Here is a 25,952-nt window from a genome sequence, read left to right as displayed (position 1 = left end):
CGATGACCCGCAGCGACGGTTCGTTCCCCGACGTCAGGCCGCGACGTCTCCGGACCACCCCGGCGATGCGCCGGATGGTGTCGGAGACGTCGGTCGAGCCGCGCCAGCTGGTGCTGCCGATGTTCGTCGCCGAGGGTCTCTCGGAGCCCCGGGAGATCTCGAGCATGCCGGGCGTCGTCCAGCACACGCGCGACTCGGCGCGCAAGGCGGTCGCGGAGGCCGCGGAGCTCGGGCTCGGCGGCGTCATGCTGTTCGGTGTCCCCGAGCGCAAGGACGCCACCGGCTCGGGCGCGCTGGCCGAGGACGGGATCCTCAACGTCGCGATCCGCGATGCCCGTGCCGAGGTCGGCGACGCGATCGTGGTGATGTCGGACCTCTGCCTCGACGAGTTCACCGACCACGGTCACTGTGGCGTCCTCAACGCCGACGGCCGGGTCGACAACGACGCGACCCTCGAGATCTACGCCGAGATGGGGCTGGCCCAGGCGCGAGCCGGCGCGCACCTCCTCGGCCCGAGCGGGATGATGGACGGCCAGGTCGGCGTGATCCGGCGTGCGCTGGACGCCGAGGGGTTCACCGACACCGGCGTGCTCGCCTACGCCGCGAAGTACGCGTCCGCCTTCTACGGCCCGTTCCGCGAGGCCGTCGCCTCCACGCTGCAGGGCGACCGGCGGACGTACCAGCAGGACCCTGCGAACGGCCGCGAGGCGTTGCGCGAGGTCGCGCTGGACGTCGCCGAGGGCGCGGACATGGTCATGGTCAAGCCCGCGATGGGCTTCCTCGACGTGGTCGCGTCGGTCCGCGCTGCGGTGGACGTGCCGGTAGCGGCGTACAACATCTCCGGCGAGTACGCGATGGTCGAGGCCGCCGCGGCGAAGGGCTGGATCGACCGCGACGCCGCGATCGCCGAGACCCTGCTCTCCATCCGTCGCGCGGGGGCCGACATCGTCCTGACGTACTGGGCCAGCGAGTACGCCGCGCGCCTCGCGCGCTGAGCAGGTTCCGCAGCCGCTAGGCTCGCGCCGTGACGGTGCGTGAGATCGGTTGGTTGCTCTTCGGTCTAGGAGTCGGTCTCGGCGGTGCGGCCGCCGTGAGCATGCTGACGACGGGCTACCGGGTCGACGAGGAGGGCACGGGCACATGGCCCCCCGAGACCGCGATCCAGCTCGCCGGCGCGGCCATCGCCCTCGTGCTGTTCACGATCGGGTTCGTGATCGTGGTGCGCCGACGGCGCGTGGAGCCGGAGCGCGTCTGACGTCGCTCGGCGTCGTCGCTCAGGCCGCAGCGGCGCGGGCGGCGTCCTGTGCCGCCGCCTCGCCGTTCGGGTACGCCGCGACGTAGGCGTCGACGCACGTCGCGCGGACCTCGTCGCTGACGTCCAGCCCGGCGCAGAACGCCTGTGCCTTCTCCTGGGCGGTCGGCTCCTGTGCGGCGGGCTCGCTCGGGGCGGTCTCCGACGGTGCCGTCTCGCTCGGCGGCGTGGTGGCCGGCGGGTCGGTCGGCGTCGAGGGCTCGGTCGGTGTGGTCGGGTCGGTCGGCGTCGTCGGGTCGGTCGGCGTCGTCGGGTCGGTCGGCGTCGTCGGGTCCGTGGGATCTGTCGGATCCGTGGGGTCCGTCGGGTCGGTCGGATCCGTGGGGTCCGTCGGATCCGTGGGATCGGTCGGGTCCGTCGGCTTGGTGGGCTTGCCCGGCGTCGGCTTCGACGGCGGCGTCAGCACGCCTCCCGGCGACGGGGGCTTCGGCGTCGCCGGCTTGTCGACGCCGATCAGCACGTACATCGGAGTCGGCTGCGACCCGCCGGCGCCCGGGCCACCGGGGAAGGTCGCGGTCGGCGGCTGCGGCGTGACCGGGCCGAGGGGAGCGACCGGGCTGGTCGGGAACGGGAAGTTCGGGAGCAGCGAGAGCGGGTTGGTCGACGCGTACGCGCGGGCGATCGCGAGGACTTGGTCGGCGTAGGCCGTCGAGCGGTTGTAGGACATGAGAGCCGCGCGTGCACCCGCGTCGGTGCTCAGGTCGTGGCCGCCGACGCAGAGGTAGACGGCCGCGCCGAGCGCGGCGTCGTTGATGTTGTTGGGGTCGGCCTTGCCGTCGCCGTCCGCGTCGACCCCGACCGAGGCCCAGGTGGACGGGATGAACTGCATGGGCCCGACCGCGCGGTCCCACTTCGCGTCGCCGTCCCAGGCGCCCTTGTCGGTGTCGGGGATGCTCGCGGTGTTGTTGGTGCCGTCGAGGGGGATGCCGATGATGGCGCGGGTCGTCGCGCCGGTGCTGGTGACGGTGGCGCCGCCGAACTGGCCGTGGTTGGACTCGACCCGCCCGATCGCGGCGAGGAGCTCCCACGACAGCTTGCACTCCGGCTTGGTCGCGGCCATCACGTTGGCAGCCCGCTGGTAGGCGGCGAGCGCCGGCGCGGGGATGTCGGACGGCGCCGCGGTGAGCCCGGCCGGGGCGAGGTTGCTGGTCGACTGCTGCTGCACCGGGTCCTGGAGCGGTGTGACCTGGAGGTCGGGGCCGGAGACCGGCACCTCGGGAGACTGCTCGGTGTAGGCGGAGTAGGCGGCGCTGTCGACCGTGCCCGGCTGCTTGGGCAGCGCGACCGCGGCACCCCAGGCTCCCGCGATCATCGCGCAGGGGAGGAGCGCAGCCGTGGTCTGCCACCAGCTGGTGCGCCTGCCGCCCGGTCTGCGGCTTCCGCGTGCCCCCATGCCGTCGATCACTCCTTCGCGAGCCCGAACTCTCGTGGACGTGCTGTGACACCGCGCGTCCACCGCTCACCCTAGGTGAGGGTGGCGTGTTGTGGCCACCGTCTCAGGACTTCCTTAGGCTCCACCCTAGACGCGATGCCGGCTCAGCGGGTTTCCTCGGGCGAAGTTCACCGACTCTTCATACGTCCGTACATACGTCGTACCGTCGCCCCCTTCGTCCCGATCTCGGGGCGACTTGGGTCGTCAGGGACAATGGCGGGGTGCCTGGATCCGAGATCTCCCAGCAGCTCTTCGACCGCGCTCGTGCCGTCTCGCCGGGTGGCGTGAACTCCCCGGTCCGCGCCTTCCGCGCCGTGGGCGGCACCCCGCGGTTCATGCGTGAGGGCCGCGGCGCGACGCTCACCGACGTCGACGGCAACACGTACGTCGACCTGGTCGCGTCGTGGGGTCCGATGCTGCTCGGGCACGCCCGTCCGGAGGTGATCGAGGCCGTCCGTGAGGCGGCGAGCCGCGGCACCTCCTTCGGGACGCCGAGCGAGCCGGAGGTCGCCCTCGCCGAGGAGATCGTCGCGCGCACCCCGGTCGACCTGGTCCGCATGGTCTCGTCGGGCACCGAAGCGACGATGTCGGCGATCCGGCTCGCCCGGGGGTGGACCGGCCGCGACCTCGTGGTGAAGTTCGCCGGCTGCTACCACGGTCACGTCGACGCCCTCCTGGTCGAGGCGGGGTCGGGCGTGGTGACGTTCGGCCTGCCGGGCACACCCGGCATCCCGTCGGCGTCGACCTCCCAGACGCTCGTCCTCCCCTACAACGACCGCGACGCCGTGGCGGCGGCGTTCGCCGAGCACGGCGCCCAGATCGCCTGCGTCATCACCGAGGCCGCGCCGGGCAACATGGGTGCCGTCCCGCCGCTGCCGGGCTTCAACGCGTTCCTGGCCGAGACCTGCCGCGAGCACGGGGCGCTGTTCGTCTCCGACGAGGTCATGACCGGCTTCCGCGTCAGCCGCAGCGGCCACTGGGGCCTCGACGGCGCGCAGGAGGGCTGGGCGCCCGACCTCATGACGTTCGGCAAGGTGATGGGCGGCGGCTTCCCGGCGGCTGCCTTCGGCGGGCGCGAGGAGATCATGCGCCAGCTGGCGCCCGAGGGCCCGGTCTACCAGGCCGGGACCCTGTCGGGGAACCCTGTCGCGACCACCGCCGGCCTGACCACCCTCCGGCTCGCGACCGACGAGGTCTACGCCCACCTCGACGCCGTCTCGACCAGCGTCCAGGGACTCGCCACGAAGGCGCTCGACGCGGCGGGGGTCCCCCACGTCGTCCAGGCCGCCGGCAACCTGTTCAGCGTGTTCCTGGGCCGCTCGGAGCCGGTCGTCGACTTCGCCGACGCGCAGGCGCAGAGCCAGCCGGCGTACAAGGCGTTCTTCCACGCGATGCTCGACCACGGCGTCTACCTCCCGCCGAGCGCGTTCGAGGCGTGGTTCGTCTCCGACGCGCTCGACGACGACGCGCTCGACGCCGTCGAGCGGGCACTCCGGCCGGCGGCTGCGGCCGCGGCGGAGGCGCTGAAGGCCTGACCACCCGACCAGATCCCCGAACGACCGGCGAGAATGACCCCATGACCACCCAGGACCGCACCACCGTCCACCTGATGCGGCACGGCGAGGTGCACAACCCCGCCGGCGTCCTCTACGGACGTCTCCCCGACTACCACCTCTCCGACCTGGGTCGCCAGATGGCCGAGCGCGGTGCGGAGTACTTCGAGGGCACCGACGTCACGCACCTCGTCGCCTCCCCGCTGGAACGCGCGCAGGAGACGATGGAGCCGATCGCCAAGACGCTCGGGCTCGAGGTCACCACCGACCCCCGCGTGATCGAGGCCGGCAACCAGTTCGAGGGCAGGACCTTCGGCGTGGGCGACGGCTCCCTGCGTCACCCGAGCGTGTGGTGGATGCTGCGCAACCCCACCACGCCGTCGTGGGGTGAGCCGTACAAGCAGATCGCGGCCCGCATGCTCGCCGCGATGGCCGATGCCCGCGACGCCGCGCGCGGCCACGAGGCCGTGATCGTCTCGCACCAGCTGCCGATCTGGGTCGCGCGGCTGACCGTCGAGCGACGCCGCTACCTCCACGACCCGCGCAAGCGCCAGTGCTCCCTCGCCAGCGTCACCTCGGTCACGTACGAGGGCGACGTCCCCGTGGCGGTCGCGTACAACGAGCCCGCCGGCGACCTGATCCCCGCCAAGCTCCGCAAGAAGTTCGTCGGCGGCGCATGACCTCCCGAACCCCCCGTCAGCTCGCCGGCCGTCTGCTCGCCTCCGTCGCCGCGGTGGCCCTGCTCGCCGGCTGCTCGTCGGCGACCCAGGCGGACGAGACCACGGGGGGATTCGTCGCCGGTGACGGCAGCATTACCGTCCCGGCGGCGTCCGAGCGGGAGCCGGCCCCGGAGCTGTCGGGGGAGACCCTCGAGGGCGAGCAGGTCGCGCTGGCGGACTTCGCCGGCAAGACCGTGGTCGTCAACGTCTGGGGATCGTGGTGCGCCGACTGCCGCGTCGAGGCGCCGGCGTTCGCGGCGCTCGACGCCGAGACCGGCGACGACGTGCAGTTCCTCGGCATCAACATCCGCGACTCGCGCGAGGCCGCGCTGGCCTACGACGAGAACTTCGGCATCACCTACCCGTCGATCTACGACCGGACCGGTCAGGCCGTGCTCGGGTTCCGTGACAGCCTCCCGTCGATGGCGGTCCCCACGACCTGGGTGATCGCGCCCGACGGGACCGTCGCCGCACGCGTGCTCGGCTCGATCTCGGAGTCGACGCTGCGCGGGCTGATCGAGGACGCGGGGGCCGCCTGATGGGTGGGTGGGCGACCGACGCGGTCATGTCCGGCTCGTTGCTCGTCGCCACGTGCGTCGCGCTCCTGGCCGGGCTCGTGTCGTTCTTCTCGCCCTGCGTCGTGCCGCTGCTGCCCGGATACCTCTCCTACGTCTCCGGGATGACGGCGGCGGAGGTGGCCGCGGAGGAGAAGTCGGTCCGGCAGCGTGGGCGGCTGGTCGCCGGCGCCGCGCTCTTCGTCCTCGGATTCAGTGCCGTCTTCGTCTCCTACGGCGTCCTGTTCGGCTCGATCGGCTACGAGCTGCGGGAGTACGAGCGGCCGATCTCGATCGTCATGGGCATCGTCGTCATCCTGCTCGGCCTCGGGTTCATGGGGTTCGTCCCGTGGCTCCAGCGAGACGTCCGCGTCCACGCGGTGCCGTCGGTCGGGCTGGCGGTCGCCCCGCTGCTGGGCGTGCTCTTCGCGATCGGCTGGACGCCGTGCATCGGCCCGGCCCTCGGCGCCGTCCTCAGCCTCGCGTATGGCGAGGGGACCGCGGGACGCGGTGCCTTCCTCACCTTCGTGTACTGCCTCGGCCTCGGCATCCCGTTCCTGCTCGCGGCGCTGGCGTTCAGCCGGTTCGCGCGGGCCACCCAGTGGGTGCGCCGGCACCAGCGGACGATCTCGCTGGTCGGCGGCGGGCTGCTCGTGGCCGTCGGCGTCCTCCTCGTGACAGGGCTGTGGGGGCAGCTGATGACCGAGCTGACCTCGTGGGTCGGCAGCTTCAGGCCGGTGGTGTGATGGCGGACGATCGACGGGCTCCGACCAAGAAGGGCCGCGGCGGCGCAGCACCGGCGCTCTCGTTCGTCGAGACGCTGCGGTGGGCGTGGCGCCAGCTCACGTCGATGCGCACGGCGCTCTTCCTGCTGCTCCTCCTCGCGCTCGCAGCCGTCCCGGGCTCGATCGTCCCGCAGCGCTCGGTCGACGCCCGCGCCGTCCAGGCCTACTTCGAGCGCCACCCCGACCTCGCCCCCGTGCTCGACAAGCTCGGCGCGTTCCACGTCTACACGTCGGTGTGGTTCAGCGCGATCTACATCCTCCTGATGGTGTCGCTGGTCGGGTGCATCGTCCCGCGGATCAGCGTCTACGCGAAGGCCCTTCGCGCTCGGCCGCCCCGCGCCCCGCGCAACTTCTCCCGCCTGCCGGCCTCGGCGACGTACGAGACCACGGCGGACGTCGAGACCGTCCTCGCCGACGCGGCGAAGGCCATCGGTCGGGCCCGCAAGGACACCGTCTCCGAGACCGACGACGCCGGCTCCGTCGTCGCGGGCGAGGTACGCGCGGAGACCGGCTACCTGCGCGAGCTCGGCAACCTCGTCTTCCACGTGAGCCTGGTCGTCGTGCTCGTCGGCGTGGCCTCGATGAGCCTGCTGGGCTACCGCGGCAACGCGATCGTCTCCGAGGGCAGCGGCTTCTCCAACACGCTCACCCAGTTCGACGAGTTCACCGCCGGCGGGCTCTTCGACACTGACGACCTCCCGCCGTTCTCGCTCACCCTCGACGACTTCGAGGCGAAGTTCGAGCTCGAAGGGCCGCAGCGCGGCGCGCCGCGCAGCTTCGTCGCCACCGGCACGGTCACCGACGCGCCGGGGGACGAGCCACGGCCGTACGAGCTGAAGGTCAACCACCCGCTGCGCGTCGACGGCGCGTCGGTCTACCTGGTCGGCCAGGGGTACGCCCCGGTGATCCGGGTGACCGACGGCAAGGGCCGCGTCGTGTTCGAGGACGCGGTGCCGTTCCTCCCGGCCGACGCGACGTACACGTCCAACGGCGTCGTGAAGGTCCCCGACGCACGCCCCGAGCAGCTCGGCTTCCAGGGGTTCTTCCTGCCGACCGCGGTCTCGACCGGCGAGGAGGAGATCCCGGTGTCGGCGCACCCGGCCGCGGCCAACCCGCTGCTCGGCCTGTTCGCCTACTACGGCGACCTCGGGCTGGACGACGGTGAGTCGCAGTCGGTCTACGTCCTCGACAAGGACGGGCTGACCCAGTTCATGGGCGACGACGGCAAGCCGCTGCGGATCATGCTCACGCCGGGCGAGAGCGTCTCGCTGCCGGACGGGGCCGGGACGATCGAGTTCGTGGAGCTGCGGCAGTTCGCGCGGTTCCAGTTCAGCGCGCAGCCCGGTGTGATGGTGCCGCTGTGGGGCGTCTCGATCGGCGTGATCGGGCTGATCCTGTCGCTGACGGTGCGCCCGCGGCGGACGTGGGTGCGCGCCCGGCGGCGTGAGGACGGCGTGACCGTCGTCGAGATCGCGGCGCTGGACCGCGTGCCGCGCAGCGACGTCGCGCAGAGCGTCGACGACCTCGCCGAGCGGCTCGCCGGACGCACGGGGCATACTGGCACGGACTACGACGCGGCGTCGGAGACGGGTGGCGCTGCGCAGCGCACGGCCGGCGCGAGCCGCACGAGCGAGGACGAGGGATGACACTCGAGGACTGGGCCAACTTCTCCAACTACGCGATCGCGTCCGCGACGGCGGTCCTGGCCCTGGCGTGGCTGGCGTCGGTGGCGCAGTGGGCCTTCGGCTCCCGGGCCGTACGCGCCCAGCGCTCCGTCGCCGAGCCGGCGCTCGTCGGTGCCGGCGGCAAGGTCGCGACGGGGACCCCGGACGCCGGCGCCGAGACCGGGACGGCGGACGCCGAGCTCGCTGAGGAGCGCTCGGACCTCTTCGGCCGGATCGCCTTCTCGCTGACGGTCCTGGGCTTCCTCGTGCTGCTGGCCGGGGTCGTCGCCCGCGGCCTGGCCGCCGAGCGCGTGCCGTGGGGCAACATGTACGAGTTCGCGACCACCGGCATCGCCGTCGTGCTCGCGGGCTACCTCGTGATGGTCGGGCTCCTGAAGGTCCAGTGGCTCGCGCCGATCGTCCTCGGCTTCTCCGTGATCGTGCTCGGCCTCTCGATGACGGTCTACGTCCCGGCCGGCCCGCTGGTGCCCGCGCTCAACTCGTACTGGCTCGTCATCCACGTCATCTCCGCGATGGTCGCCGGCGCCGGGTTCCTCGTCGGGGCCGGCGCCTCCGTGCTCTACCTGCTGCGGACCCGCGCCGACGCGAAGGGCGGGGCCAAGGGCTACCTGAGCCGGCTCCCCAGCGCCGCGTCGATGGACCAGCTCGCCTACCGCGTCACCGCGTTCTCGTTCCCGGTGTGGACGTTCGCGGCGCTGATCTCCGGGCCGATCTGGGCCGAGCACGCCTGGGGCCGCCCGTGGGGCTGGGACCCCAAGGAGGTCTGGGCCTTCATCACGTGGGTCGCCTACGCGGGCTACCTGCACGCGCGGGCCACGGCGGGGTGGAAGGGCAAGGCCGCCGCGATCCTGGCGCTGATCGCCTTCGCGACGTTCGTGTTCAACTTCGTCGGCGTGAACCTGTTCTTCCCCGGCCTGCACTCGTACGCGAAGTAGCAGGCGGAGGGCCGCCGGGTCAGAGCCCGCGCAGGAAGTCCGGGTCGTCGTCGGGCCCGCGCGCGATCGGGCGCTGCGGGCGCGGGGGACCGGCCGGCTTGGTCCGCACCTTGCCGAACACCAGCCACGTCACGACGCCGAGCGCAGGCACCAGCGCGACGATCGCCCAGAGCGGCTTCGGCAGGTAGCGGACCCGGTCACGCGGCGTGGCGATCACGTCGAACAGTGCGTACACCGCGAACGCGATGACGATGATGATCGGAATCGCCTTCCCCATGCCGCCAGCCTACCCGCGCGGTCGAGCCGTAGTCAGAGCAACCGGCGACCTACGCTGGCTGCATGACTGCCGACTCCCCGCTCGTCTCCCTCGCCGACCTCCGAGCCGCCGCCGAGCGCATCGCGGGCACCTGCCTGCGGACGCCGGTCGTGCCGCTGGTGGCCCCCGACGGGAGGGTCCCGTTCGCGGTGAAGGCCGAGGGTCTCCAGCCCACGGGAGCCTTCAAGCTGCGCGGTGCGACGAACGCGGTGGCCCTCCTCGACGACGAGCAGCGGCGCGCCGGTGTGGTCACCCACTCGTCGGGCAACCACGCCCAGGCCGTCGCGTACGCCGCTCACGCGGCCGGCGTGCGCGCCACGATCGTCATCCCCGAGACGGCGCCCGCGATCAAGGTCGCCGCGACCCGGCGGTGGGGTGCCGAGATCGTGATGGTCGCGCCCTCGGAGCGGCACGCCCGGGCGGAGAAGATCGCCGCGGAGACCGGGGCCGAGCTGATCCCCCCGTACGACGACGCGCGCGTGATCGCCGGGCAGGGCACGGTCGGCCTCGAGGTCGTCGAGCAGGTGCCCGACCTCGGCACCGTCGTCGTACCGGTGAGCGGGGGAGGGCTCGTGAGCGGGATCGCGGCCGCAGTGAAGGCCCTGCGTCCCGACGTCCGCGTCGTCGCGGTCGAGCCGGAGCTCGCGGGGGACCTCGCCGAGGGCTGGGCCGCCGGCGAGCGGCGGGTCTGGTCGGTCGAGGACACCTCGCGGACCGTCGCCGACGGCCTGCGCACGGACTCGGTGGGGGTGCTCAACTGGGAGCACATCACCGCATACGTCGACGACGTGGTCACGGTGTCGGAGGAGGAGATCCTCGCCGCGGTCGGCGTGGTGGTGCGCGGGGCGCGGCTGGTCGTCGAGCCCAGCGGAGCGGTCGCGGCCGCCGCGGTGCTCGCGGGGCGGGTCGGCGGCGGGGCAGGGACGACCGTCGCGATCGCCTCGGGGGCCAACATCGATCCCTCGCTGCTCGCGGCGCTGGTGGGGACGCAGGATCAGACCGTGGTCTGATGGGTGGGCGGCGGACGGCGCCTACCCTGGCGGGGTGAGGAACCCGACGTCGTGGACGCGCGCGCACCCGTTCGCGGTGGACGCGATCCTGACGGGCCTGCTCGCCCTCCCGCTCGTGCCGTTCGCACTGGGCGAGACGGGCGTCGGCCGCGTCGACGCGGCGTACCAGATCCTGATCTTCCTGCCGCTGGCGTGGCGGCGGACCGCGCCGGTCGCCTCCTTCGCCGCGGTCGCCGTGCTGCTGGCCGGGCAGCTGTTCCTGACGGACCTCCCGTACTACGCCGACGTCGCCCTGCTGCTGTCGCTCTACGCGATCGCCGCCTACGGGCCGTCGTGGGCGCGGCGGGCGGGCCTCGGGGTCGGCTTCCTGGGCGCCCTCCTGTCCACAGCCGACTGGTACCGCGACTCCCCGGAGGCGAGCGCGGTCGCGACCGTCGTGATGATGAGCCTGGTCGTCGTCGCGCCGTGGGCGCTGGGCGCGTACATGCGCACCCGTCGCGAGTACGTCGCCGGCCTCGAGGAGCGCGCCCGGCAGCTCGAGCGCGACGCGGCCCAGCAGGCGCAGATCGCGGCGGCCGCCGAGCGCGCCCGGATCGCGCGGGAGATGCACGACGTCGTCGCACACAGCCTGTCGGTGATCGTGGTGCAGGCCGACGGCGCGCTCTACGCCTCCCGGACCCGCCCCGAGACGGCGGTCGAGACCCTGGAGACGATCTCGCGCACCTCGCGCCAGTCCCTCGCCGAGATGCGGCGGCTCCTCGGGCTGCTGCGCGAGGAGGACGACGCCGAGGCGACGCAGCGGGCGCCGATGCCGACCGCGACGGACGTGCCGACGCTGATCGCGCAGGTCCGCAAGAGCGGGCTCGACGTCCGTACGGAGCTGCACGGCGACCCGTCGGTCGTGGACGGAGCCGCCGGTCTGACCGTCTACCGCGTGGTCCAGGAAGCCCTCACCAACACGCTCAAACACGCCGGACCGGGGGTCCGCGCGCGCGTCCAGGTGACCGTCGCCGGCGACCACGTCCTGGTCCGGGTCGAGGACGACGGCGGGACACAGCCGGTTCCGGCCGGGACCACGACCGGGGGCGGCCACGGCATCCGCGGCATCCGCGAGCGCATCGCGATCCACGACGGCACCGTCGTCGCCGGGCCGCTGCTCGGAGGCGGGTTCCGGGTCGAGGCGCGCATCCCGTACGAGACCGGCGCCGACGAGACCAGCCCGTACGAGAAGGAGACCTCGTGACCGCATCCCCCGACGACGGAGCCGCGACACGCCCGCTGCGGGTGTTCCTCGTCGACGACCAGCAGCTCGTCCGGGCTGGCTTCCGGATGCTGGTCGAGTCGCAGCCGGACATGGACGTGGTCGGCGAGGCGGCCGACGGCCTGGAGGCGGTCGAGCGGCTGTCGGTGACCGGTGCCGACGTCGTGCTGATGGACGTCCGCATGCCGCGGCTCGACGGCGTGGCCGCGACCCGGGTCCTCACCGAGCGGGGGACGGCGGCGCGCATCGTGGTGCTCACGACGTTCGACCTCGACGAGTACGTCTACAGCGGCCTGCGCGCGGGCGCGTCGGCGTTCCTGCTGAAGGACGCACCGCCCGAGGTCCTGCTGAGCGCGATCCGCGACGTGCACCGCGGCGAGGCCGTGGTGGCTCCCAGCGCGACCCGGCGGATGCTCGAGCGGTTCGCCGACCACCTGCCCGACGGGGAGGCGGTCCCGGACCCGCGGCTGGAGTCGCTGACCGAGCGCGAGCAGGAGGTGCTGCTCCTGGTGGCACAGGGCCTGACCAACACCGAGATCGCGACCCGCCTGGTGGTGGCGGAGCCGACGGTCAAGACGCACATCGGGCGTCTGCTCTCCAAGACCGGCAGCCGCGACCGGGTGCAGCTGGTGGTCCTCGCCTACGACACCGGTCTCGTCCGCCCCGCGACCTGACCTCGGTCGCGACGGCGTACGACCGCGGTATGACCCGCCGCGGGCGCGGACGGACCTGCGGACCGACGCGCCAGGGGCTGCCGGATTCCTAGCGTGGTCGGCATGCCAACGATCCCTGTCACCGCACCCACCCGGACGGCCGCGCGCGCCCGCGACCTCGTCAAGACCTACGGCCGAGGCCAGGCGCAGGTCCGGGCGCTCGACGGCGTCGACCTCGACGTCGAGCGCGCCCGCCTCACCGCGATCATGGGCCCGTCCGGCTCCGGCAAGTCGACCCTGATGCACTGCCTCGCCGGTCTCGACACCCCGACGTCGGGCGACGTCGAGGTCGCGGGCGTGGAGCTCGGGGACCTCGATGACAACGCCCTCACGCGCTTCCGCCGCGAGCACGTCGGCTTCGTCTTCCAGGCGTTCAACCTGCTCCCGACGCTCACCGCACGGCAGAACATCCTGCTCCCGCTCGACCTCGCCGGGCGCCAGCCGGACCTGCAGCGGCTCGACACCCTCGTCGAGGTCCTCGGCCTGGGCGACCGCCTCTCGCACCGCCCGTCGGAGCTGTCCGGCGGCCAGCAGCAGCGGGTCGCGATCGCGCGAGCCCTGCTGCCGTCGCCGGACGTGGTGTTCGCCGACGAGCCGACCGGCAACCTCGACAGCCGCTCGAGCGCCGAGGTCCTCGGCTTCCTCCGTCGCTCCGTGGACGAGCTGGGGCAGACGGTGGTCATGGTGACGCACGAGCCGACGGCGGCCGCGCACGCCGACCGTGCGGTGCTGCTCCGCGACGGGCGGCTCGCCGGGACGCTCGAGAGCCCGAGCGCCGAGGACGTCGTCGCCGCGATCGCCGGGCTGGGGGCCTGATGCGCACCGTGCTCTGGGGGTCGCTGCGGGCCCACGCACGCCGGTACGTGACGGCCGCTGCCGCCATCGTCATGTCCGTCGCCTTCATGGTCGCGGTGAACGCGCTCAGCGGAGCCGCGCGCGACGGCCTCCGGGCGGACGTCGTCGCCCAGTACGCCGGCGCCGACGTCGTCGTCGACGCGTCGGACGACGACTCGCGCACGGCCGAGGCGCTGGCGAGGACGATCCGAGGGGCCGACGGGGTGGAGGCGGCGGTCGCGAACCGGACCGGCTTCCTCGCGGTGGAGGCCGGATCGGTACGCCGGCTGATGAGCGTGGGCACCGTCGCGACCGACGACGGTCTGCGCTGGCAGGAGATCACCGAGGGGGAGGCGCCGCAGCGGCCCCGCGAGGGACTGATCGCGGCCTCGAGCGCCGAGCGGTACGGCGTGGCGCTGGGCGACACCGTCACGGTCGAGGGGGAGCGCGGCCCGTCGGAGGTCGTGGTCACCGGCTTCACGACCAGCCCGGGCGGCACGCTGGGGGCGTCCCTCTACGTCTCGGAGCCCGTCGCCGCCCGGCTCGGGGACATGCTCACGGTGAGCGACGTGTCGGTGCGCGCAGCCTCGGGCGCCGGCGTCGCGCGGGCGACGGACGCGGTGCGTGCCGCCGTCGACGCCGACGGCATCCACCCGGTCCTCGCGCGGGACGCATGGGTGGACGCCAAGGTGACCGAGGCGACGAAGGACGTGGACGTGCTCCAGCGGCTCGTGCTGGTCTTCGCGGCGATCGCCGCGTTCGTGGGCACGCTGGTCATCGCCAACACGGTCACGATCGTCCTCGCCCAGCGCCGCCGCGAGCTCGCGCTGCTGCGCTGCGTGGGGGCGACGCGGCGCCAGATCGTCCGCTCGCTCCGTCTGGAGTCGCTCGCGCTCGGCGTGGCGGCGGCCACGGTGGGCGTCCTCCTCGGCTGGGGCCTCGGCGGTGCCGCGGTCGCCGCGCTGGGGGCCTGGACCACCGGTCTCGCGCTCGGAGCGGTCTCGCTGAGCCCGCTCGGCGTCGGGCTGCCGTTCGCGATCGGCGTCGTGGCCGCGGTCGGGGCGACCGTGCTCCCGGCCCGCAGGGTCGCGCGCCTCGCGCCGCTCGAGGCGCTGCGCCCGCACGAGACGACCGGCCTGAGCGGGGGAGCGGGCTGGGTACGCGTCGCGCTGGGCGTCGCTCTCCTCGGCATCGGTGCCGCGGGTCTCGCGGTCGGCACTGGCGACCTCCTCCCGGTCGGCCTGGCCGGGGGCATGGCGTCGTTCCTCGGCGTCGTCGTCCTCGCACCGCTCCTGGTGCCGGGCGTCCTGCGGCTCGTCGGGCCGCTGGTCGCGCGGACGGGCGTGGCCGGGCGCCTCGCGTCCGGCAACGTGGTCCGCAACCCGCGCCGTACGGCGTCGACGTCGACAGCGCTGCTCGTGGGCGTCACGCTGATCACGATGGTGGTGATCGGGACCGCCTCGCTGCGCGGGACCGTGGACCGCGAGCTCGACGCCGAGTACGCCCTCGACGTGGGTGTGGTCGCGACCGGCGGCCCGCTGGCCGACGGGACGGAGGCGCGCGTCGCCGACGTCGAGGGGGTCGCGTCCACGACGACGCTGCCAGGTGCGGAGCTCGAGATGGACGGTCGCCGCGTCCTGGCGCTCGAGGTGGGTCCCGAGGCGGCGCGCACCCTGCACGGTGACGCCGTCGCACCCAGGACGGGCGAGCTGGTGGTCGGCGAGGAGCTCTCCGAGGCGCTGGACCTGTCGTACGGCGAGACCGCGCGGCTGCGGACCGTCTCCGGAAGCCTCGATCTCCGTCCACGCGGTGGCGGCTCTCTCGGCGAGGTGGTGCTCGTGGCTCCCGGCGTGCTCGACACGCTCGGCCTGGCCCCCCAGCCGCGCGCGGTGTGGGCCCGCGGGGCCGACGGTGCCCCCGCCGAACAGGTCATGGCCGACACTGCCACCGTGGCTGCCTCCCGTGGCGCCGACGTCGCGGGGAGCATGGCGCAGCGCGCATGGATCGACGTCCAGCTCGACGTGATCCTCGCGGTCACCGTCGGCCTGCTGGCCGTCGCCGTCCTGATCGCGGTGGTCGGGATGGCGGGGACACTGAGCCTGTCGGTCCTCGAGCGCTCGCGGGAGAACGCCGTCCTCCGCGCGCTCGGGCTCAGCCGCCGCGGGCTGCGCCGTACGCTCGCCGGCGAGGCGCTGCTGATGGCGGGCGTGGGGGCGGTCCTCGGCACCACGCTCGGCGGGGCGTACGCCTGGCTCGGCGTGCGGGGGCTCACCGAAGGCCTGATCGACGACGTGACCTTCTCCGTGCCGTGGGCGCAGGTGGCGATCGTCCTCGGCGTGGCGACGGCGACCGGGCTCCTCGCCTCCGTCGTACCGGCGCGGCGTGCGACGCGGGTGTCGCCGGCGGAGGGGATCGCGATGCTCTGACCGGGCGGGCCGCGTGTCGGCTTTTAGCCTCCTGCGCCGCGACCCCCCACAATGGAGGGGGCCGCGTCGCGGGACGCCGGCCGACGACCAGGAGAGGTGGGGCGCCCGTCGATGTCGGAGCCGGTGAACGACCGGGTCGGCGAGCTCGTCGACGGGCGCTACCGCCTGTCGGCGCTCGTCGGACGTGGCGGCATGGCGGACGTCTACCGTGCCCGCGACGAGCTGCTCGGTCGTGTGGTGGCCGTGAAGCTGATGCGCGCGGAGGCCGGGGTCGAGGTCGAGGACGCCCTGCGGCGGCACGAGATGGAGGCCAAGATCGGGGCGGGCGTCTCCCACCCGGGTCTGGTGACCGTCTTCGACGTGCAGGCGCACGGCGACACCCCCTATCTGGTGATGGAGTTCGTCGCCGGCAAGACGCTCAGCCGCGTGCTGGTCGACGGCCCGCTGGACCCGACCACGGCTGCCGACGTGGGGGCGCAGCTCGGTGACGCCTTGGGCGCCATCCACGACAACGGCGTGATCCACCGCGACATCAAGCCGTCGAACGTGATGCTGGTCGAGCGCGAGGACGGGTCGTACGAGGTCAAGCTCACCGACTTCGGGGTCTCGCGCTACCTCGAGGGCACGCGCCTGACGTCGCCCGACCTCCTGGTCGGCACCGCGCGCTACCTCAGCCCCGAGCAGGCGGTGCTCGACGAGGTGGGCCCGCGCGCCGACGTGTACGCGCTCGGGCTGGTGCTGCTCGAGGCGCTGACCGGTGAGGAGCCGTTCCCCGGGTCACGGGTCGAGACCCTCTCGGCGCGGCTGCACCGTCCTCCGCGGATCCCGGAGTCGCTGGGGCCGGACTGGGGCATGGCGCTGGGCGCGATGACGCGGCGCGACCCCGCCGAGCGGCCGGACGCACGCGGTGCGGCGGCAGCCCTGCGGGCGGTGCGCGACGGCGGTGACGTCGCAGCCGTCCTGGCGGCGGCGGGCGTGGCGGTCGCCGATCCCGAGGGTGAGGCCACCGTCGTCGGCGGGACCCCCGTGGACGACGACCCCACGGAGGCGGCGGCGACGGCGCTCGGACCTGCTGCCGCCGCGGCCGGCGGTGCCGCTGCGGGTGCCGCGCTGGGGGCCGGAGCCGCGGCGGCGGACGGAGCGACGAGAGCGCAGGACGCGGTCGCCGCGCAGGAGGAGGCGGCGGGGCCCGCGACCCCGGCCGCGGGGGAGACGGCCGTCGGTCAGACGGCAGCCGACGGTCCGGCCACCGACGGGGCGGCCACCGACGGTACGGCCGTGGGCGAGGCCGGTCGTACGCCCGAGGAGCCCTCGCCCTGGGCCCGGCGGGCACCCTGGATCGTGGTCGCGCTGGTCGTGGTCGCGGCGGTCGCCGCGGTCTGGCTCGTCCTCGCCAGCGCCGACGACCCGGCGGACCCGACGGACACGCCCACGCCGACGGAGACGACCCCGACGCAGACCGCGACCACCACGCCGACGGACACGGGTCGGACGACCCCGACCGAGACTACGCCGACCGAGACCACGCCGACGGAGACGACGCCGACGGAGACGACGCCGACGGAGACCCAGACGACGCCGACCCCGACCCAGACGACCACGACGACACCGCCGACGACCACGCCCACGACGGTGCCGACGACCCCGGCGCCCACCACGACCGCGCCGACGACCCAGCCGACCGACGACGGAGAGGCGCTCCCGACCCCGGGCAGCACGACGCCGCCGGCCGATCCGACGGACGGGTGACGCCACGACCCAGGTACGCTCGAACGGTGAGTGCGTTCGTCCGTTACACCCTCGCGCGACTGGGGTTCTTCGCCGTCGCGTTCGTCGTCGTCGGTCTCGTGTCCTCGATCTGGCTCGAGGTCAGCGACGTCACGGTGCTCTGGGTGGCGCTGATCTCGCTGGCGATCTCCGCCGTCGCGTCGTTCTTCCTGCTCGGCCGCATGCGCGAGGAGGTGGCCGTCTCGCTCAAGGCCCGTGCCGACAAGATGCACGACCGCTTCGAGGCGGCGCGCAGCGCCGAGGACGTGGACTGACCTCCCGTGCCCCGCTCGTCCCCGCAGCGCCGCGCGTGGGTCGACGAGGCGGTCCGGCGGGTCGACGCCGACGCCAACCGCAGCGCTGACACCCACCTGCACGTCTTCCCGCTCCCCGGCTGGTCGGGCATCGAGCTCTACCTCAAGGACGAGTCCGTCCACCCGACCGGCTCGCTGAAGCACCGCCTCGCGCGATCGCTGTTCCTCTACGCCCTCTGCAACGGCTGGATCGGACCCGACACGACGATCGTGGAGGCGTCCAGCGGGTCGACCGCGGTCAGCGAGGCCTACTTCGCCCGGCTGATCGGCGTCCCCTTCGTCGCCGTCATGCCGCGCACCACGAGCGCGCGCAAGATCGCGCTCATCGAGTGGTATGGCGGCCGGTGCCACTTCGTCGACCGTCCTCCCGACATGTACGCCGAGGCGGCCCGGCTCGCGCGCGACTGCGGCGGGCACTACATGGACCAGTTCACCTTCGCCGAGCGCGCGACGGACTGGCGGGGCAACAACAACATCGCGCAGTCGATCTTCGCGCAGATGGCGCAGGAGCGGCACCCGGTGCCGTCGTGGGTCGTCGTGAGCGCCGGGACCGGCGGGACCTCGGCCACCATCGGGCGCTACGTCCGCTACTGCCGTCACGCCACGCAGGTGATGGTGGTCGACCCCGAGAACTCCGCCTTCCTCGACGGCTGGGACCTCGACACGTCCGACTACACGACCGGGAGGTCGTCGCGGATCGAGGGCATCGGGCGTCCCCGGGTCGAGCCGTCGTTCGTCGGCGGCGTCATCGACGACATGATGCGCGTCCCCGACGCCGCGTCGATCGCCGCGATGCGCTGGTGCACCCAGCGCCTCGGCCGCAGCGTGGGCGGTTCGACCGGCACGAACCTCTGGGGCGCGCTGACCGTCATCGAGCGGATGCGTGCGGCGGGGGAGTCGGGGAGCGTCGTGACGCTGCTCTGCGACTCCGGGGACCGCTACACCTCGACCTACTACGACGACGCGTGGCTGCGCGACCACGGTCTGGACCTGACGCCGTACGAGGACGTGCTGACGGAGTACGAGGAGACCGGGCGGTTCCGCGGCGCCTCGGGCTGAGCGGCCTCACGGCAGCAGGCGCTGCTCCTTCGCGACCGCGACCGCACCCGCGCGGGTGTCGACCTCGAGCTTGGCGTAGATCCGGCCGAGGTGCGTCTTGACCGTGGCCTCGCTGATGAACAGGGCTCGGGCGATCTCCCGGTTGCCGACGCCGCGGGCCAGCTGGGCGAGGATGTCGCGCTCGCGATCGGTGAGCCCGGGACGAGGGCGGCGCATCCGGGCCACCACACGGTCGGCGACCGGGGGCGACAGGGTGGTCCGGCCCTCCGCCGCGGCACGGACGGCGTCGAAGAGGTCCGCCGGACGCTCGGCCTTGAGGAGGTAGCCGGTCGCGCCGGCCCCGATCGCTCGCGTCACGTCGGCGTCGGTGTCGTAGGTGGTGAGCACCAGCACCCGGGGCCCGTCACCACTGCCGACCAGACGTCGGGTCGCCTCGACCCCGTCGATGCCGGCGCCGAGCTGGAGGTCCATGAGGACCACGTCGGGGGCGAGCTTCGCCGCCAGGGCGAGCGCCTCCTCGCCGCTGCCCGCCTCGCCGACCACCTCGATGCCCTCGGCGCTGTCGAGCAGCGCGAGGAGGCCCGCACGCACCACCGCGTGGTCGTCGCAGACGAGGAGGCGCACGTGCTCGCTCATGGCGCTCCTGTGAGGGGGACCGCGGCCGAGACGACGGTGCCGTCACCGGGTGCGGACTCGATGGTCAGCGTGCCGCCGACCCGGCGGGCCCGCGCCCGCATGGCGGGGAGTCCGTGGCCTCTCCCGTCCGGTCCGGCGGACCCGCGCGCGGCCGTGGCCTCGAACCCGTGGCCGTCGTCGGCGACGTCCAGCACGGCCTGGTCGTCGCCGAGCGTGAGCGTCAGGGCGGCCGTACGCGCGTCCGCGTGCTCGCGCACGTTCGCCAGGGCGCCCTGCGCGATCCGCAGCAGCGCGGACTGCACCGGCAGCGGCAGGTCGCCGGCCCCGTCGCCGTCGACGTGGAGCCGGACGGCCAGACCGGACCGGGTCTCCCGCTCGGCGAGCGCGCGCAGCGCGTCGTCCAGCCCGGTGTCCGCGGTCAGGTCCGCCGGTGCGAGACCGTCGACCAGGCGCCGCGCCTCCAGCAGGTTGTGGGCGGTCACCGACGCGGCGGTCCTGACGTGGGTGCGGGCCTTGGCGGGGTCGGACTCCCACACCCGCTCGGCCGCCTGCAGCAGCATCTGCTGGCTGGAGAGCCCCTGGGTGAGCGTGTCGTGGAGCTCCATCGCCAGCCGCTGCCGCTCCGCGAGCGTGCCCGCGCGGCGCTCGAGGGCCCGCTGACGCGCCGACTGGCGGTCGATCTGGACGTACACCGCGGTGGCGAGCGCGGCGACCGCCGGCGGCGCGAGGAGGAGGTTCGGGTCGAAGGAGTCCGCGAGCCGCACCTGGGCGGCGACCACGAAGGTGGTCAGGACGGCCACGAGGACCACGGCAGCGCGGGTCGGGAGGGTCCGCAGACCGGTGAAGAAGAGCGGGACGGCGCACCAGGCGAAGCTCGGCGCGAGCACGACGAGCACCATCCACACCGCGACCACGAGGCCCAACCAGGCCAGCAGACGAGGGGAGCGCGCCCCCGCACGGCCGAGGACCGGCCCCACGACGTACAGAGCTGCGAGGACCCCCGAGAGGACGACGACCCACGGTGTGCTCGCCTCGCCGGGGTGGCGGAGCAGGAAACGGACCAGGGCGCCGCCGAGCAGGAGGAAGAACGCCGCGTGCACGACGGCGGCGAGCCACCGGCTCTCGCGCTGGTCCATCGGGCACCCCTCTCCTCGGCTCGCCGCCCGGCCCCGTCAATTCTCCCCGGTCGCCGCAACGGCGGGGTCAACCGATCGGACGACACCGGTGTCCGCCGCCGGTCGCCGCGGGACGAGCCGTCGCGCGGACCCGTCAGGCCTGTCGCGGCGCGGAGGCTGGAGGTCGTCCGAACAACCGAGCCAGGAGTGACCATGACCGTCTCCATCCGTACCTGCGTCGCCGGCGGCGCCGCTGCCCTCGCCGTCGTCGCCGCTGCCTTCGGTGCCGTGTCCGCGAACGCGTCGACCCCGGCGGCGACCGCGTCCCGTGCGACCGTCGCGCCGGGCCTGCACACCACCACCTCGACGCACCTCACGGTCGACAGCGCCGCGAAGGCCGCGCAGGCCGCGCTCGACGCCGCCGAGAAGGACGGTCAGCGCGTCACCGTGGCCGTGGTCGACCGGAACGGGACCACCGTCGTGACCCTGAGGGGCGACGGCGCGGGCCCGCAGTCGTACGAGTCCGCCGAGAAGAAGGCGTTCACCGCCGTCGCCTGGAACGCGCCCACCTCCGCGCTCGTCGAGCGGCTCGCGCAGGCGCCGACGCTCAAGGACATCCCGGGGACGCTCTTCCTCGCCGGCGCCGTGCCGGTGGCCGTGAAGGGCGCTCCCGTCGCCGGCATCGGTGTCGCCGGTGCTCCGTCGGGCGCGATGGACGAGGACTACGCCCGCGCGGGGCTGGCGGCTCTCACCCGCTGACCCGCCCGGTCACACGTCGAGGGCCGCGCGGGCTGCCGGGAGGGCGGCCTCGCGGTCCTCGGCGACGAGCCCGATGCGGGTACGCCGGTCGAGCAGGTCGTCGACGTCGAGCGCACCCTCGTGGCGCACCGCGAACCGCAGCTCGGCCGGCGTCGTGGGGATGTGCGCAGCGATCGGCTCGAGCAGGCGCGGGTCGCCCTCGGCGGCGGCGACCACGGCCATCGCCTCGGTCCCGTAGCGGGCGACGAGACGCCGCGGCGCCGAGATCCCGGCGAGCGTGACGCGGTCGGCTGCGCCGACGAGAGGCAGGTGCCGGGTCTGCGTCGGACCGGCGCTGCGTCGGGAGGCGGTGAGGGCCGCGTCGACGGCGTCCTCGGCCATCCGTCGGTACGTCGTGAGCTTGCCGCCGACCACGGTGACCAGCCCGTCGGGTTCCGTGCGCACGGCGTGCTTGCGGGAGAGGTCGGACGTGACGCCGTCCCCGACGTCGAGGAGCGGACGCAGGCCGGCGAACGTGGCGACGACGTCGTCGCGGGTGACGGGGCGCCGCAGCACGGGCGAGATGGTGTCGAGCAGGAAGTCGATCTCGTCCTCGCTCGCCGTCGGGACGTCCGGGATGTCGCCGTGCACCTCCTCGTCGGTGAGCCCGACGTACACGCGGTCGTCGCCGGTGGGGAGCACGAGCAGGAACCGGGTCGTCTCGCCGGGCACCGGCACGGTGAGGCCGGCGGTCAGGTCGCCGAAGGTCTCGGCGCGCAGCACGAGGTGCGTGCCGCGGCTCGGGCGCATCGCGATGCCCTTGGCGAGGGTGCCGGCCCACACGCCCGCGGCGTTGACGACCATCCGCGCGTCGACCGGGAAGGTCGCTCCGGTGCGCTCGTCGCACAGCAGCGCACCCGTGCCGGTCGCCTCCACCGCCGTCGTACGGGTGAGGACGCGCGCCCCGAGCGACGCGGCCGTCCGGGCGAGGCCGACGACCAGGCGCGCGTCGTCGACGAGCTGCCCGTCCCAGAACACGAGTCCGCCCCGCAGGCCGTCCGCGCGCACCGTGGGGGCGTACCGGCGCACCTCGAGGCCGGAGATGCGGCGCGACCGCGGCAGCGTACGGGCCGACGTGCCCGCCGCCCTCCGCATCGCGTCGCCGGCGAGGTGTCCCGCACGGACCAGCGCCGCGGTGCGGTGGCTGACGGTGTCGAGCAGCGGGAGCACGGTGGGGAGGGGCTGCACGAGGTGCGGCGCGGTCCGCTCGATGAGGACGTGGCGCTCGACGGCGCTCTCGTAGGCGACGCCGACGTCGCCCGTGCCGAGGTAGCGCAGACCGCCGTGGACCAGCTTGGAGCTCCACCGGCTCGTCCCGAAGGCGAGGTCGTGCTTCTCGACCAGGGCCACGGACAGCCCGCGCGACGCCGCGTCGAGCGCGACGCCGGTGCCGGTGACGCCGCCGCCCACCACGAGGAGGTCGACCGGTCCGCCCGTGGCCAGGTCGTCGAGCTCTCGCGACCGTCGTGCGGCGTCGAGCGAGGAGGAGGGAGCAGCCATCGGGTCAGTCCTTCGGGGACTCGGGAGCGAGGTAGCGGTCGAGGGCCTCGGTGAGCTGGGCGTCGAGCGCCTCGAGAGCCGCGCCGGAGCCGGTCGTGGAGCCGGTCACAGCAGGGGCTGTCACGGCAAAGGACCACGCGAGCAGGAGGACCGTGCGGGCCTGGAGGGCGATCTCGAGCCGGCGTACCGACCCGTCCTCGTGGCCCTGGACGAGCCCCTCCTCGAGCACCCGGAGCATGTGCGCGCTGCTGCGGCCCATCCGCTGGAAGACGTAGGGCACGAGGAACTCGGGGTCGGACTCGACGATCGCCCGGTGCAGCGGGTGGGCCCGGATCGTCGCGATCGTGCTCACGACGCCGGCGACGAGGCGCGCGCGACCGGTGCCCGGCGGGCCGGTGGTGGGGTCGGTGGCCCCGGTGGCGACGGCCGACCACTCGCGGGTGAGCAGGGCCGCGACCACCGAGCGGACGTTCTCCCAGCGGCGGTAGAGGGTCGCGCGGGCGACGCCGGCCCGCGTCGCGATGTCGGCCATCGTGACGCGCTCGAGGCCGTGGGCGAGCAGCGCGTCGGCGGCCGCGTCGAGGATGCGGTCCTCCGGGATCGCCTTGCCGGACTCGGCCGGGCGTGCGCGGAGGCGCTCCAGCTCGGATCCCGCGGTGTTCGCTCCAGGATTGAAACGCTTGGGCATGATGTGTTCAACTTAGCACGACATCGTCAGTGTCGAGATCGGAGAGCGTCATGTCGGAGCTGGACCTGCCGGTGGTGGAATTCGCCCCGGACCGCTGGGGCAACCCCGCGCACGCGATCGCGCTGCCGGCGGGGACGCAGGCCGCGCTCGACGCGCTCGGCATCCAGCCCCGCAACGCACCGGTCGCGCCCGAGGACGTCGTGCTGCCCGGTCCGGCCGTGCCCGACGCGGTCCGTACGGCGCTGGAGGCCGCGGTCGGCGCGGCGCACGTCGGCGACGGCGACATGGACCGGCTCCGCCACACCCGCGGCTGGTCCACGCCGGACATCCTCCGGATGCGCGCCGGCGACACGGCCGACACGCCGGACCTCGTCGTCCGTCCCGGGTCCCACGACGAGGTCGTCGCGGTCCTCCGGGCGTGCTCCGACGGCGGCGTCGCCGTCGTTCCCTACTCGGGTGGGACGTCGGTCGTCGGCGGTCTCGCACCCGACCGTGCAGGCTTCGCCGGGGTCGTCGCGCTGGACCTCGGGCGGCTCGACGCCCTGGTCGCGGTGGACCCGGTGTCGCGGACGGCCACGCTGGAGGCCGGGATGCGCGGGCCACGGGTCGAGGAGCTGCTGCTCGCGGAGGGCCTCACGCTCGGACACTTCCCCCAGTCGTACGAGGGCGCCTCGATCGGCGGCTACGCCGCGGCGCGGTCGGCCGGTCAGTCCTCGGCGGGCTACGGACGCTTCGACGACATGGTGGTCGGCCTCGTCCTCGCCACCCCCCGCGGCACGCTGACCCTCGGCACCGCGCCCAAGTCGGCCGCCGGGCCGGACCTCCGCCAGCTCGTGCTGGGGTCGGAGGGCACCCTCGGGGTGATCACCTCCGTCACCGTCCGTGTCCGCCCGGTCCCGCAGGAGCGGGTCTTCGAGGGCTGGCGGTTCCCGTCGTTCGAGGCGGGCACCGAGGCCGTCCGGCGGCTCGCGCAGGACGGCCCGCTCCCGACGGTGCTGCGGCTCTCCGACGAGGCCGAGACCGCGATCAACCTCGCCGACCCGTCGGGTGGCCCGACGGACGCGCCGGGCGGCTGCCTCGCCATCACCGGCTACGAAGGGGAGCCGGACGAGGTTGCGGCCCGCCGGGCGCGGGCCACCGCGGTGATCGAGCAGTGCGGGGGTGAGCCGGCCGGGACCGACGCCGGCGAGGCATGGCGTCGCGGCCGGTTCCACGGGCCGTACCTGCGCGACCCGCTGCTGGATGCCGGGGCGCTCGTGGAGACCCTGGAGACCGTCACCTTCTGGTCCAACGTCCCGCGTCTCAAGGCCGCCGTCACGGAGGCGGTCCAGGGCGCGCTCGGCGAGCAGGGGACGCCGGCGATCGTCCTGTGCCACGTGTCGCACGTGTACGAGACGGGGGCGTCGCTCTACTTCACGATCGCCTGCGCCCAGTCCGACGACCCGCTCGCGCAGTGGGCCCGCGCCAAGGAGGCGGCGAACGCCGCGATCCGCGCCTCCGATGCCGCGATCAGCCACCACCACGGGGTCGGCACCGACCACCGCGCGACCTACGCCGAGGAGATCGGGCCGCTCGGCGTCGACGTCCTCCGCGCCGTCAAGGCGACGCTCGACCCGGCCGGGATCCTCAACCCCGGCGTCCTGGTCTCGCGATGAGCACGCACCCGATCACCGCCCTGGTCAACCCGATCTCGGGCCGGCGCACAGCGCAGCAGGCCTGGGAGCCGGTGGCCGAGCGTCTCCGTGCGGCCGGCGCCGACGTCGAGACCGTGGTCACCACCAGCGCACGGCACGCCACCGACGCGGCGGCGGAGGCGGCGCGCGCGGGCCGGGTGGCCGTCGCGGTCGGGGGCGACGGGATGGTGCGGGACGTCGCCGCAGGCGTGCTCGCGGGCGACGGCACGATGGCGGTCGTCCCCGGCGGACGCGGCAACGACTTCGCCCACAAGCTCGGCGTCCCGGACGACCCCGACGCACTCGCCGCGATGCTGCTGTCGGCCCGGGTCCGGGCGATCGACGTCCTCGACGCCGACGGCGAGATCGTCCCGGGCAACCTCTACGTCGGGGTCGACTCGCGCGCGACCCGGCTGATCAACCGGATGCGCCGCATCCCGGCGATCGTGGCCTACCGCGCGGGCGGGCCGCTGGCGATGATCACCTGGCGCCCGCCGACGTTCACCCTGACCACCGACGACGGGACGCGCTCGGTGCGTGCGCACAGCGTGATCGCGGCGAACTCCGGCTGGTACGGCCACGGGCTCAAGATCGTCCCGTCGGCCGAGGTCGACGACGGCTACATCGACCTGATGGTGGCCCGCGCCGACGGGCTCGGGCGCCGCAACATGGCGGCGTACATGGCGGAGGCCAAGCACGGCACCCACGTCGAGCGGGACGCCGTCGAGGTGGTCCGGACCCGCAGCGTCACGATCGCGGCCGACCGGGCGGTGCCGCTGTGCATCGACGGCGACGAGATCGGCTCCCTGCCCGTGACGGTGCGCGTGATGCCGGGTGCGTTGCGGATGCTGCTGCCAGACTGAGCCG

General features: G+C 74.1%; 25 protein-coding genes. 19 read left to right on the top strand and 6 right to left on the bottom strand.

Annotated elements, in window-relative coordinates; all coding sequences use genetic code 11:
- The first annotated feature begins 2 nt into the window (after positions 1 to 2).
- Entirely contained in the window at positions 3 to 995 is a 993-nt protein-coding gene (gene hemB, locus ACQSSQ_RS13440) for a porphobilinogen synthase (protein ID WP_431327578.1), read from the top strand.
- Positions 996 to 1,024: 29 nt separating this feature from the next.
- Positions 1,025 to 1,255, top strand: a complete 231-nt coding sequence (locus ACQSSQ_RS13435; RefSeq protein WP_431327577.1) for a hypothetical protein — start codon at positions 1,025 to 1,027, stop codon at positions 1,253 to 1,255.
- Between the two features lie 19 nt (positions 1,256 to 1,274).
- Here the strand turns inward: ACQSSQ_RS13435 and ACQSSQ_RS13430 are convergent, their stop codons facing one another.
- Positions 1,275 to 2,705: a lytic transglycosylase domain-containing protein gene (locus ACQSSQ_RS13430; protein WP_431327576.1), complete on the bottom strand. Its 1,431-nt coding sequence runs from the start codon at positions 2,703 to 2,705 to the stop codon at positions 1,275 to 1,277.
- A 260-nt stretch (positions 2,706 to 2,965) separates the two neighbouring features.
- Between ACQSSQ_RS13430 and hemL the strand changes: the two genes are divergently transcribed.
- The 6 genes from hemL to ccsB are packed head-to-tail and all read left to right on the top strand — an operon-like array spanning position 2,966 to position 8,975.
- Complete coding sequence (gene hemL, locus ACQSSQ_RS13425; RefSeq protein WP_431327575.1) at positions 2,966 to 4,279, top strand: glutamate-1-semialdehyde 2,1-aminomutase; 1,314 nt, start codon at positions 2,966 to 2,968, stop codon at positions 4,277 to 4,279.
- Positions 4,280 to 4,320: 41 nt separating this feature from the next.
- Complete coding sequence (locus ACQSSQ_RS13420) at positions 4,321 to 4,977, top strand: histidine phosphatase family protein (protein ID WP_431327574.1); 657 nt, start codon at positions 4,321 to 4,323, stop codon at positions 4,975 to 4,977.
- On the top strand, positions 4,974 to 5,555 hold the full coding sequence (locus tag ACQSSQ_RS13415; RefSeq protein WP_431327573.1) for a TlpA family protein disulfide reductase: 582 nt from the start codon (positions 4,974 to 4,976) through the stop codon (positions 5,553 to 5,555). The genes ACQSSQ_RS13420 and ACQSSQ_RS13415 overlap by 4 nt, the downstream gene beginning before the upstream one ends.
- Positions 5,555 to 6,316 carry a cytochrome c biogenesis CcdA family protein gene (locus tag ACQSSQ_RS13410; protein ID WP_431327572.1) on the top strand — a complete coding sequence of 254 codons (762 nt, stop codon included), beginning with the start codon at positions 5,555 to 5,557 and terminating at the stop codon, positions 6,314 to 6,316. The genes ACQSSQ_RS13415 and ACQSSQ_RS13410 overlap by 1 nt, the downstream gene beginning before the upstream one ends.
- Entirely contained in the window at positions 6,316 to 8,001 is a 1,686-nt protein-coding gene (gene resB, locus ACQSSQ_RS13405) for a cytochrome c biogenesis protein ResB (protein WP_431327571.1), read from the top strand. The genes ACQSSQ_RS13410 and resB overlap by 1 nt, the downstream gene beginning before the upstream one ends.
- Positions 7,998 to 8,975: a c-type cytochrome biogenesis protein CcsB gene (gene ccsB / locus ACQSSQ_RS13400; RefSeq protein ID WP_431327570.1), complete on the top strand. Its 978-nt coding sequence runs from the start codon at positions 7,998 to 8,000 to the stop codon at positions 8,973 to 8,975. The genes resB and ccsB overlap by 4 nt, the downstream gene beginning before the upstream one ends.
- Positions 8,976 to 8,994: 19 nt before the next feature.
- Here the strand turns inward: ccsB and ACQSSQ_RS13395 are convergent, their stop codons facing one another.
- The gene (locus tag ACQSSQ_RS13395; protein WP_431327569.1) at positions 8,995 to 9,252 is read right to left on the bottom strand and encodes a PLDc N-terminal domain-containing protein; all 258 of its coding nucleotides are present in this window, start codon (positions 9,250 to 9,252) and stop codon (positions 8,995 to 8,997) included.
- Between the two features lie 62 nt (positions 9,253 to 9,314).
- On the opposite strand from ACQSSQ_RS13395, the gene ACQSSQ_RS13390 reads away from it, so the two are divergent.
- The 8 genes from ACQSSQ_RS13390 (at position 9,315) to cds1 (ending at position 18,675) form a co-directional block, all read left to right on the top strand.
- Positions 9,315 to 10,301: a threonine ammonia-lyase gene (locus tag ACQSSQ_RS13390; protein ID WP_431327568.1), complete on the top strand. Its 987-nt coding sequence runs from the start codon at positions 9,315 to 9,317 to the stop codon at positions 10,299 to 10,301.
- Positions 10,302 to 10,335: 34 nt separating this feature from the next.
- Positions 10,336 to 11,544, top strand: a complete 1,209-nt coding sequence (locus ACQSSQ_RS13385) for a sensor histidine kinase (RefSeq protein WP_431327567.1) — start codon at positions 10,336 to 10,338, stop codon at positions 11,542 to 11,544.
- Positions 11,541 to 12,236, top strand: a complete 696-nt coding sequence (locus tag ACQSSQ_RS13380) for a response regulator (protein ID WP_431327566.1) — start codon at positions 11,541 to 11,543, stop codon at positions 12,234 to 12,236. Before ACQSSQ_RS13385 ends, ACQSSQ_RS13380 begins: the two co-directional genes overlap by 4 nt.
- 102 nt (positions 12,237 to 12,338) lie before the next feature.
- Positions 12,339 to 13,091, top strand: coding sequence for an ABC transporter ATP-binding protein (locus tag ACQSSQ_RS13375; protein WP_431327565.1), 753 nt, complete (start codon positions 12,339 to 12,341; stop codon positions 13,089 to 13,091).
- The gene (locus tag ACQSSQ_RS13370) at positions 13,091 to 15,535 is read left to right on the top strand and encodes an ABC transporter permease (protein WP_431327564.1); all 2,445 of its coding nucleotides are present in this window, start codon (positions 13,091 to 13,093) and stop codon (positions 15,533 to 15,535) included. The genes ACQSSQ_RS13375 and ACQSSQ_RS13370 overlap by 1 nt, the downstream gene beginning before the upstream one ends.
- Before the next feature lie 111 nt (positions 15,536 to 15,646).
- On the top strand, positions 15,647 to 17,284 hold the full coding sequence (locus ACQSSQ_RS13365; protein ID WP_431327563.1) for a serine/threonine-protein kinase: 1,638 nt from the start codon (positions 15,647 to 15,649) through the stop codon (positions 17,282 to 17,284).
- Between the two features lie 26 nt (positions 17,285 to 17,310).
- Positions 17,311 to 17,577: a DUF4229 domain-containing protein gene (locus ACQSSQ_RS13360; protein WP_431327562.1), complete on the top strand. Its 267-nt coding sequence runs from the start codon at positions 17,311 to 17,313 to the stop codon at positions 17,575 to 17,577.
- Positions 17,578 to 17,583: 6 nt separating this feature from the next.
- Positions 17,584 to 18,675 carry an L-cysteine desulfhydrase Cds1 gene (cds1, locus tag ACQSSQ_RS13355; RefSeq protein ID WP_431327561.1) on the top strand — a complete coding sequence of 364 codons (1,092 nt, stop codon included), beginning with the start codon at positions 17,584 to 17,586 and terminating at the stop codon, positions 18,673 to 18,675.
- A 6-nt stretch (positions 18,676 to 18,681) separates the two neighbouring features.
- Here the strand turns inward: cds1 and ACQSSQ_RS13350 are convergent, their stop codons facing one another.
- Entirely contained in the window at positions 18,682 to 19,311 is a 630-nt protein-coding gene (locus ACQSSQ_RS13350; RefSeq protein ID WP_431327560.1) for a response regulator, read from the bottom strand.
- On the bottom strand, positions 19,308 to 20,447 hold the full coding sequence (locus tag ACQSSQ_RS13345) for a sensor histidine kinase (RefSeq protein WP_431327559.1): 1,140 nt from the start codon (positions 20,445 to 20,447) through the stop codon (positions 19,308 to 19,310). The genes ACQSSQ_RS13350 and ACQSSQ_RS13345 overlap by 4 nt, the downstream gene beginning before the upstream one ends.
- Positions 20,448 to 20,639: 192 nt before the next feature.
- Here ACQSSQ_RS13345 and ACQSSQ_RS13340 point away from each other — a divergent pair, with 192 nt between their 5' ends.
- Complete coding sequence (locus ACQSSQ_RS13340) at positions 20,640 to 21,185, top strand: GlcG/HbpS family heme-binding protein (protein WP_431327558.1); 546 nt, start codon at positions 20,640 to 20,642, stop codon at positions 21,183 to 21,185.
- A gap of 9 nt (positions 21,186 to 21,194) precedes the next feature.
- Here the strand turns inward: ACQSSQ_RS13340 and ACQSSQ_RS13335 are convergent, their stop codons facing one another.
- Together ACQSSQ_RS13335 and ACQSSQ_RS13330 are read right to left on the bottom strand one after the other, a co-directional pair.
- On the bottom strand, positions 21,195 to 22,724 hold the full coding sequence (locus tag ACQSSQ_RS13335) for a glycerol-3-phosphate dehydrogenase/oxidase (protein WP_431327557.1): 1,530 nt from the start codon (positions 22,722 to 22,724) through the stop codon (positions 21,195 to 21,197).
- A 4-nt stretch (positions 22,725 to 22,728) separates the two neighbouring features.
- A complete protein-coding gene (locus tag ACQSSQ_RS13330) occupies positions 22,729 to 23,412 on the bottom strand; it encodes a TetR/AcrR family transcriptional regulator (protein WP_431327556.1) in 684 nt (227 codons plus the stop codon).
- 50 nt (positions 23,413 to 23,462) lie between these two features.
- On the opposite strand from ACQSSQ_RS13330, the gene ACQSSQ_RS13325 reads away from it, so the two are divergent.
- Positions 23,463 to 25,067, top strand: coding sequence for an FAD-binding oxidoreductase (locus ACQSSQ_RS13325; protein ID WP_431327555.1), 1,605 nt, complete (start codon positions 23,463 to 23,465; stop codon positions 25,065 to 25,067).
- Complete coding sequence (locus ACQSSQ_RS13320) at positions 25,064 to 25,948, top strand: diacylglycerol/lipid kinase family protein (RefSeq protein WP_431327554.1); 885 nt, start codon at positions 25,064 to 25,066, stop codon at positions 25,946 to 25,948. Before ACQSSQ_RS13325 ends, ACQSSQ_RS13320 begins: the two co-directional genes overlap by 4 nt.
- The last annotated feature ends 4 nt before the right edge of the window (positions 25,949 to 25,952 follow it).

The sequence above is a fragment of the Mumia spirodelae genome, assembly GCF_050632745.1.
GTDB lineage: Bacteria > Actinomycetota > Actinomycetes > Propionibacteriales > Nocardioidaceae > Mumia.
Note: the sequence above shows the minus strand (reverse complement) of the source record. Positions and strands in the feature narration are given on the sequence as shown.

Coding starts and splice junctions, on each gene's coding strand:
- hemB (WP_431327578.1), top strand. CDS start 3: ATGACCCGCAGCGACGGTTCGTTCCCCGACGTCAGGCCGCGACGTCTC.
- ACQSSQ_RS13430 (WP_431327576.1), bottom strand. CDS start 2,705: ATGGGGGCACGCGGAAGCCGCAGACCGGGCGGCAGGCGCACCAGCTGG.
- ACQSSQ_RS13420 (WP_431327574.1), top strand. CDS start 4,321: ATGACCACCCAGGACCGCACCACCGTCCACCTGATGCGGCACGGCGAG.
- ACQSSQ_RS13415 (WP_431327573.1), top strand. CDS start 4,974: ATGACCTCCCGAACCCCCCGTCAGCTCGCCGGCCGTCTGCTCGCCTCC.
- ACQSSQ_RS13410 (WP_431327572.1), top strand. CDS start 5,555: ATGGGTGGGTGGGCGACCGACGCGGTCATGTCCGGCTCGTTGCTCGTC.
- resB (WP_431327571.1), top strand. CDS start 6,316: ATGGCGGACGATCGACGGGCTCCGACCAAGAAGGGCCGCGGCGGCGCA.
- ccsB (WP_431327570.1), top strand. CDS start 7,998: ATGACACTCGAGGACTGGGCCAACTTCTCCAACTACGCGATCGCGTCC.
- ACQSSQ_RS13395 (WP_431327569.1), bottom strand. CDS start 9,252: ATGGGGAAGGCGATTCCGATCATCATCGTCATCGCGTTCGCGGTGTAC.
- ACQSSQ_RS13390 (WP_431327568.1), top strand. CDS start 9,315: ATGACTGCCGACTCCCCGCTCGTCTCCCTCGCCGACCTCCGAGCCGCC.
- ACQSSQ_RS13375 (WP_431327565.1), top strand. CDS start 12,339: ATGCCAACGATCCCTGTCACCGCACCCACCCGGACGGCCGCGCGCGCC.
- ACQSSQ_RS13370 (WP_431327564.1), top strand. CDS start 13,091: ATGCGCACCGTGCTCTGGGGGTCGCTGCGGGCCCACGCACGCCGGTAC.
- ACQSSQ_RS13365 (WP_431327563.1), top strand. CDS start 15,647: ATGTCGGAGCCGGTGAACGACCGGGTCGGCGAGCTCGTCGACGGGCGC.
- ACQSSQ_RS13350 (WP_431327560.1), bottom strand. CDS start 19,311: ATGAGCGAGCACGTGCGCCTCCTCGTCTGCGACGACCACGCGGTGGTG.
- ACQSSQ_RS13345 (WP_431327559.1), bottom strand. CDS start 20,447: ATGGACCAGCGCGAGAGCCGGTGGCTCGCCGCCGTCGTGCACGCGGCG.
- ACQSSQ_RS13340 (WP_431327558.1), top strand. CDS start 20,640: ATGACCGTCTCCATCCGTACCTGCGTCGCCGGCGGCGCCGCTGCCCTC.
- ACQSSQ_RS13335 (WP_431327557.1), bottom strand. CDS start 22,724: ATGGCTGCTCCCTCCTCCTCGCTCGACGCCGCACGACGGTCGCGAGAG.
- ACQSSQ_RS13330 (WP_431327556.1), bottom strand. CDS start 23,412: ATGCCCAAGCGTTTCAATCCTGGAGCGAACACCGCGGGATCCGAGCTG.
- ACQSSQ_RS13325 (WP_431327555.1), top strand. CDS start 23,463: ATGTCGGAGCTGGACCTGCCGGTGGTGGAATTCGCCCCGGACCGCTGG.
- ACQSSQ_RS13320 (WP_431327554.1), top strand. CDS start 25,064: ATGAGCACGCACCCGATCACCGCCCTGGTCAACCCGATCTCGGGCCGG.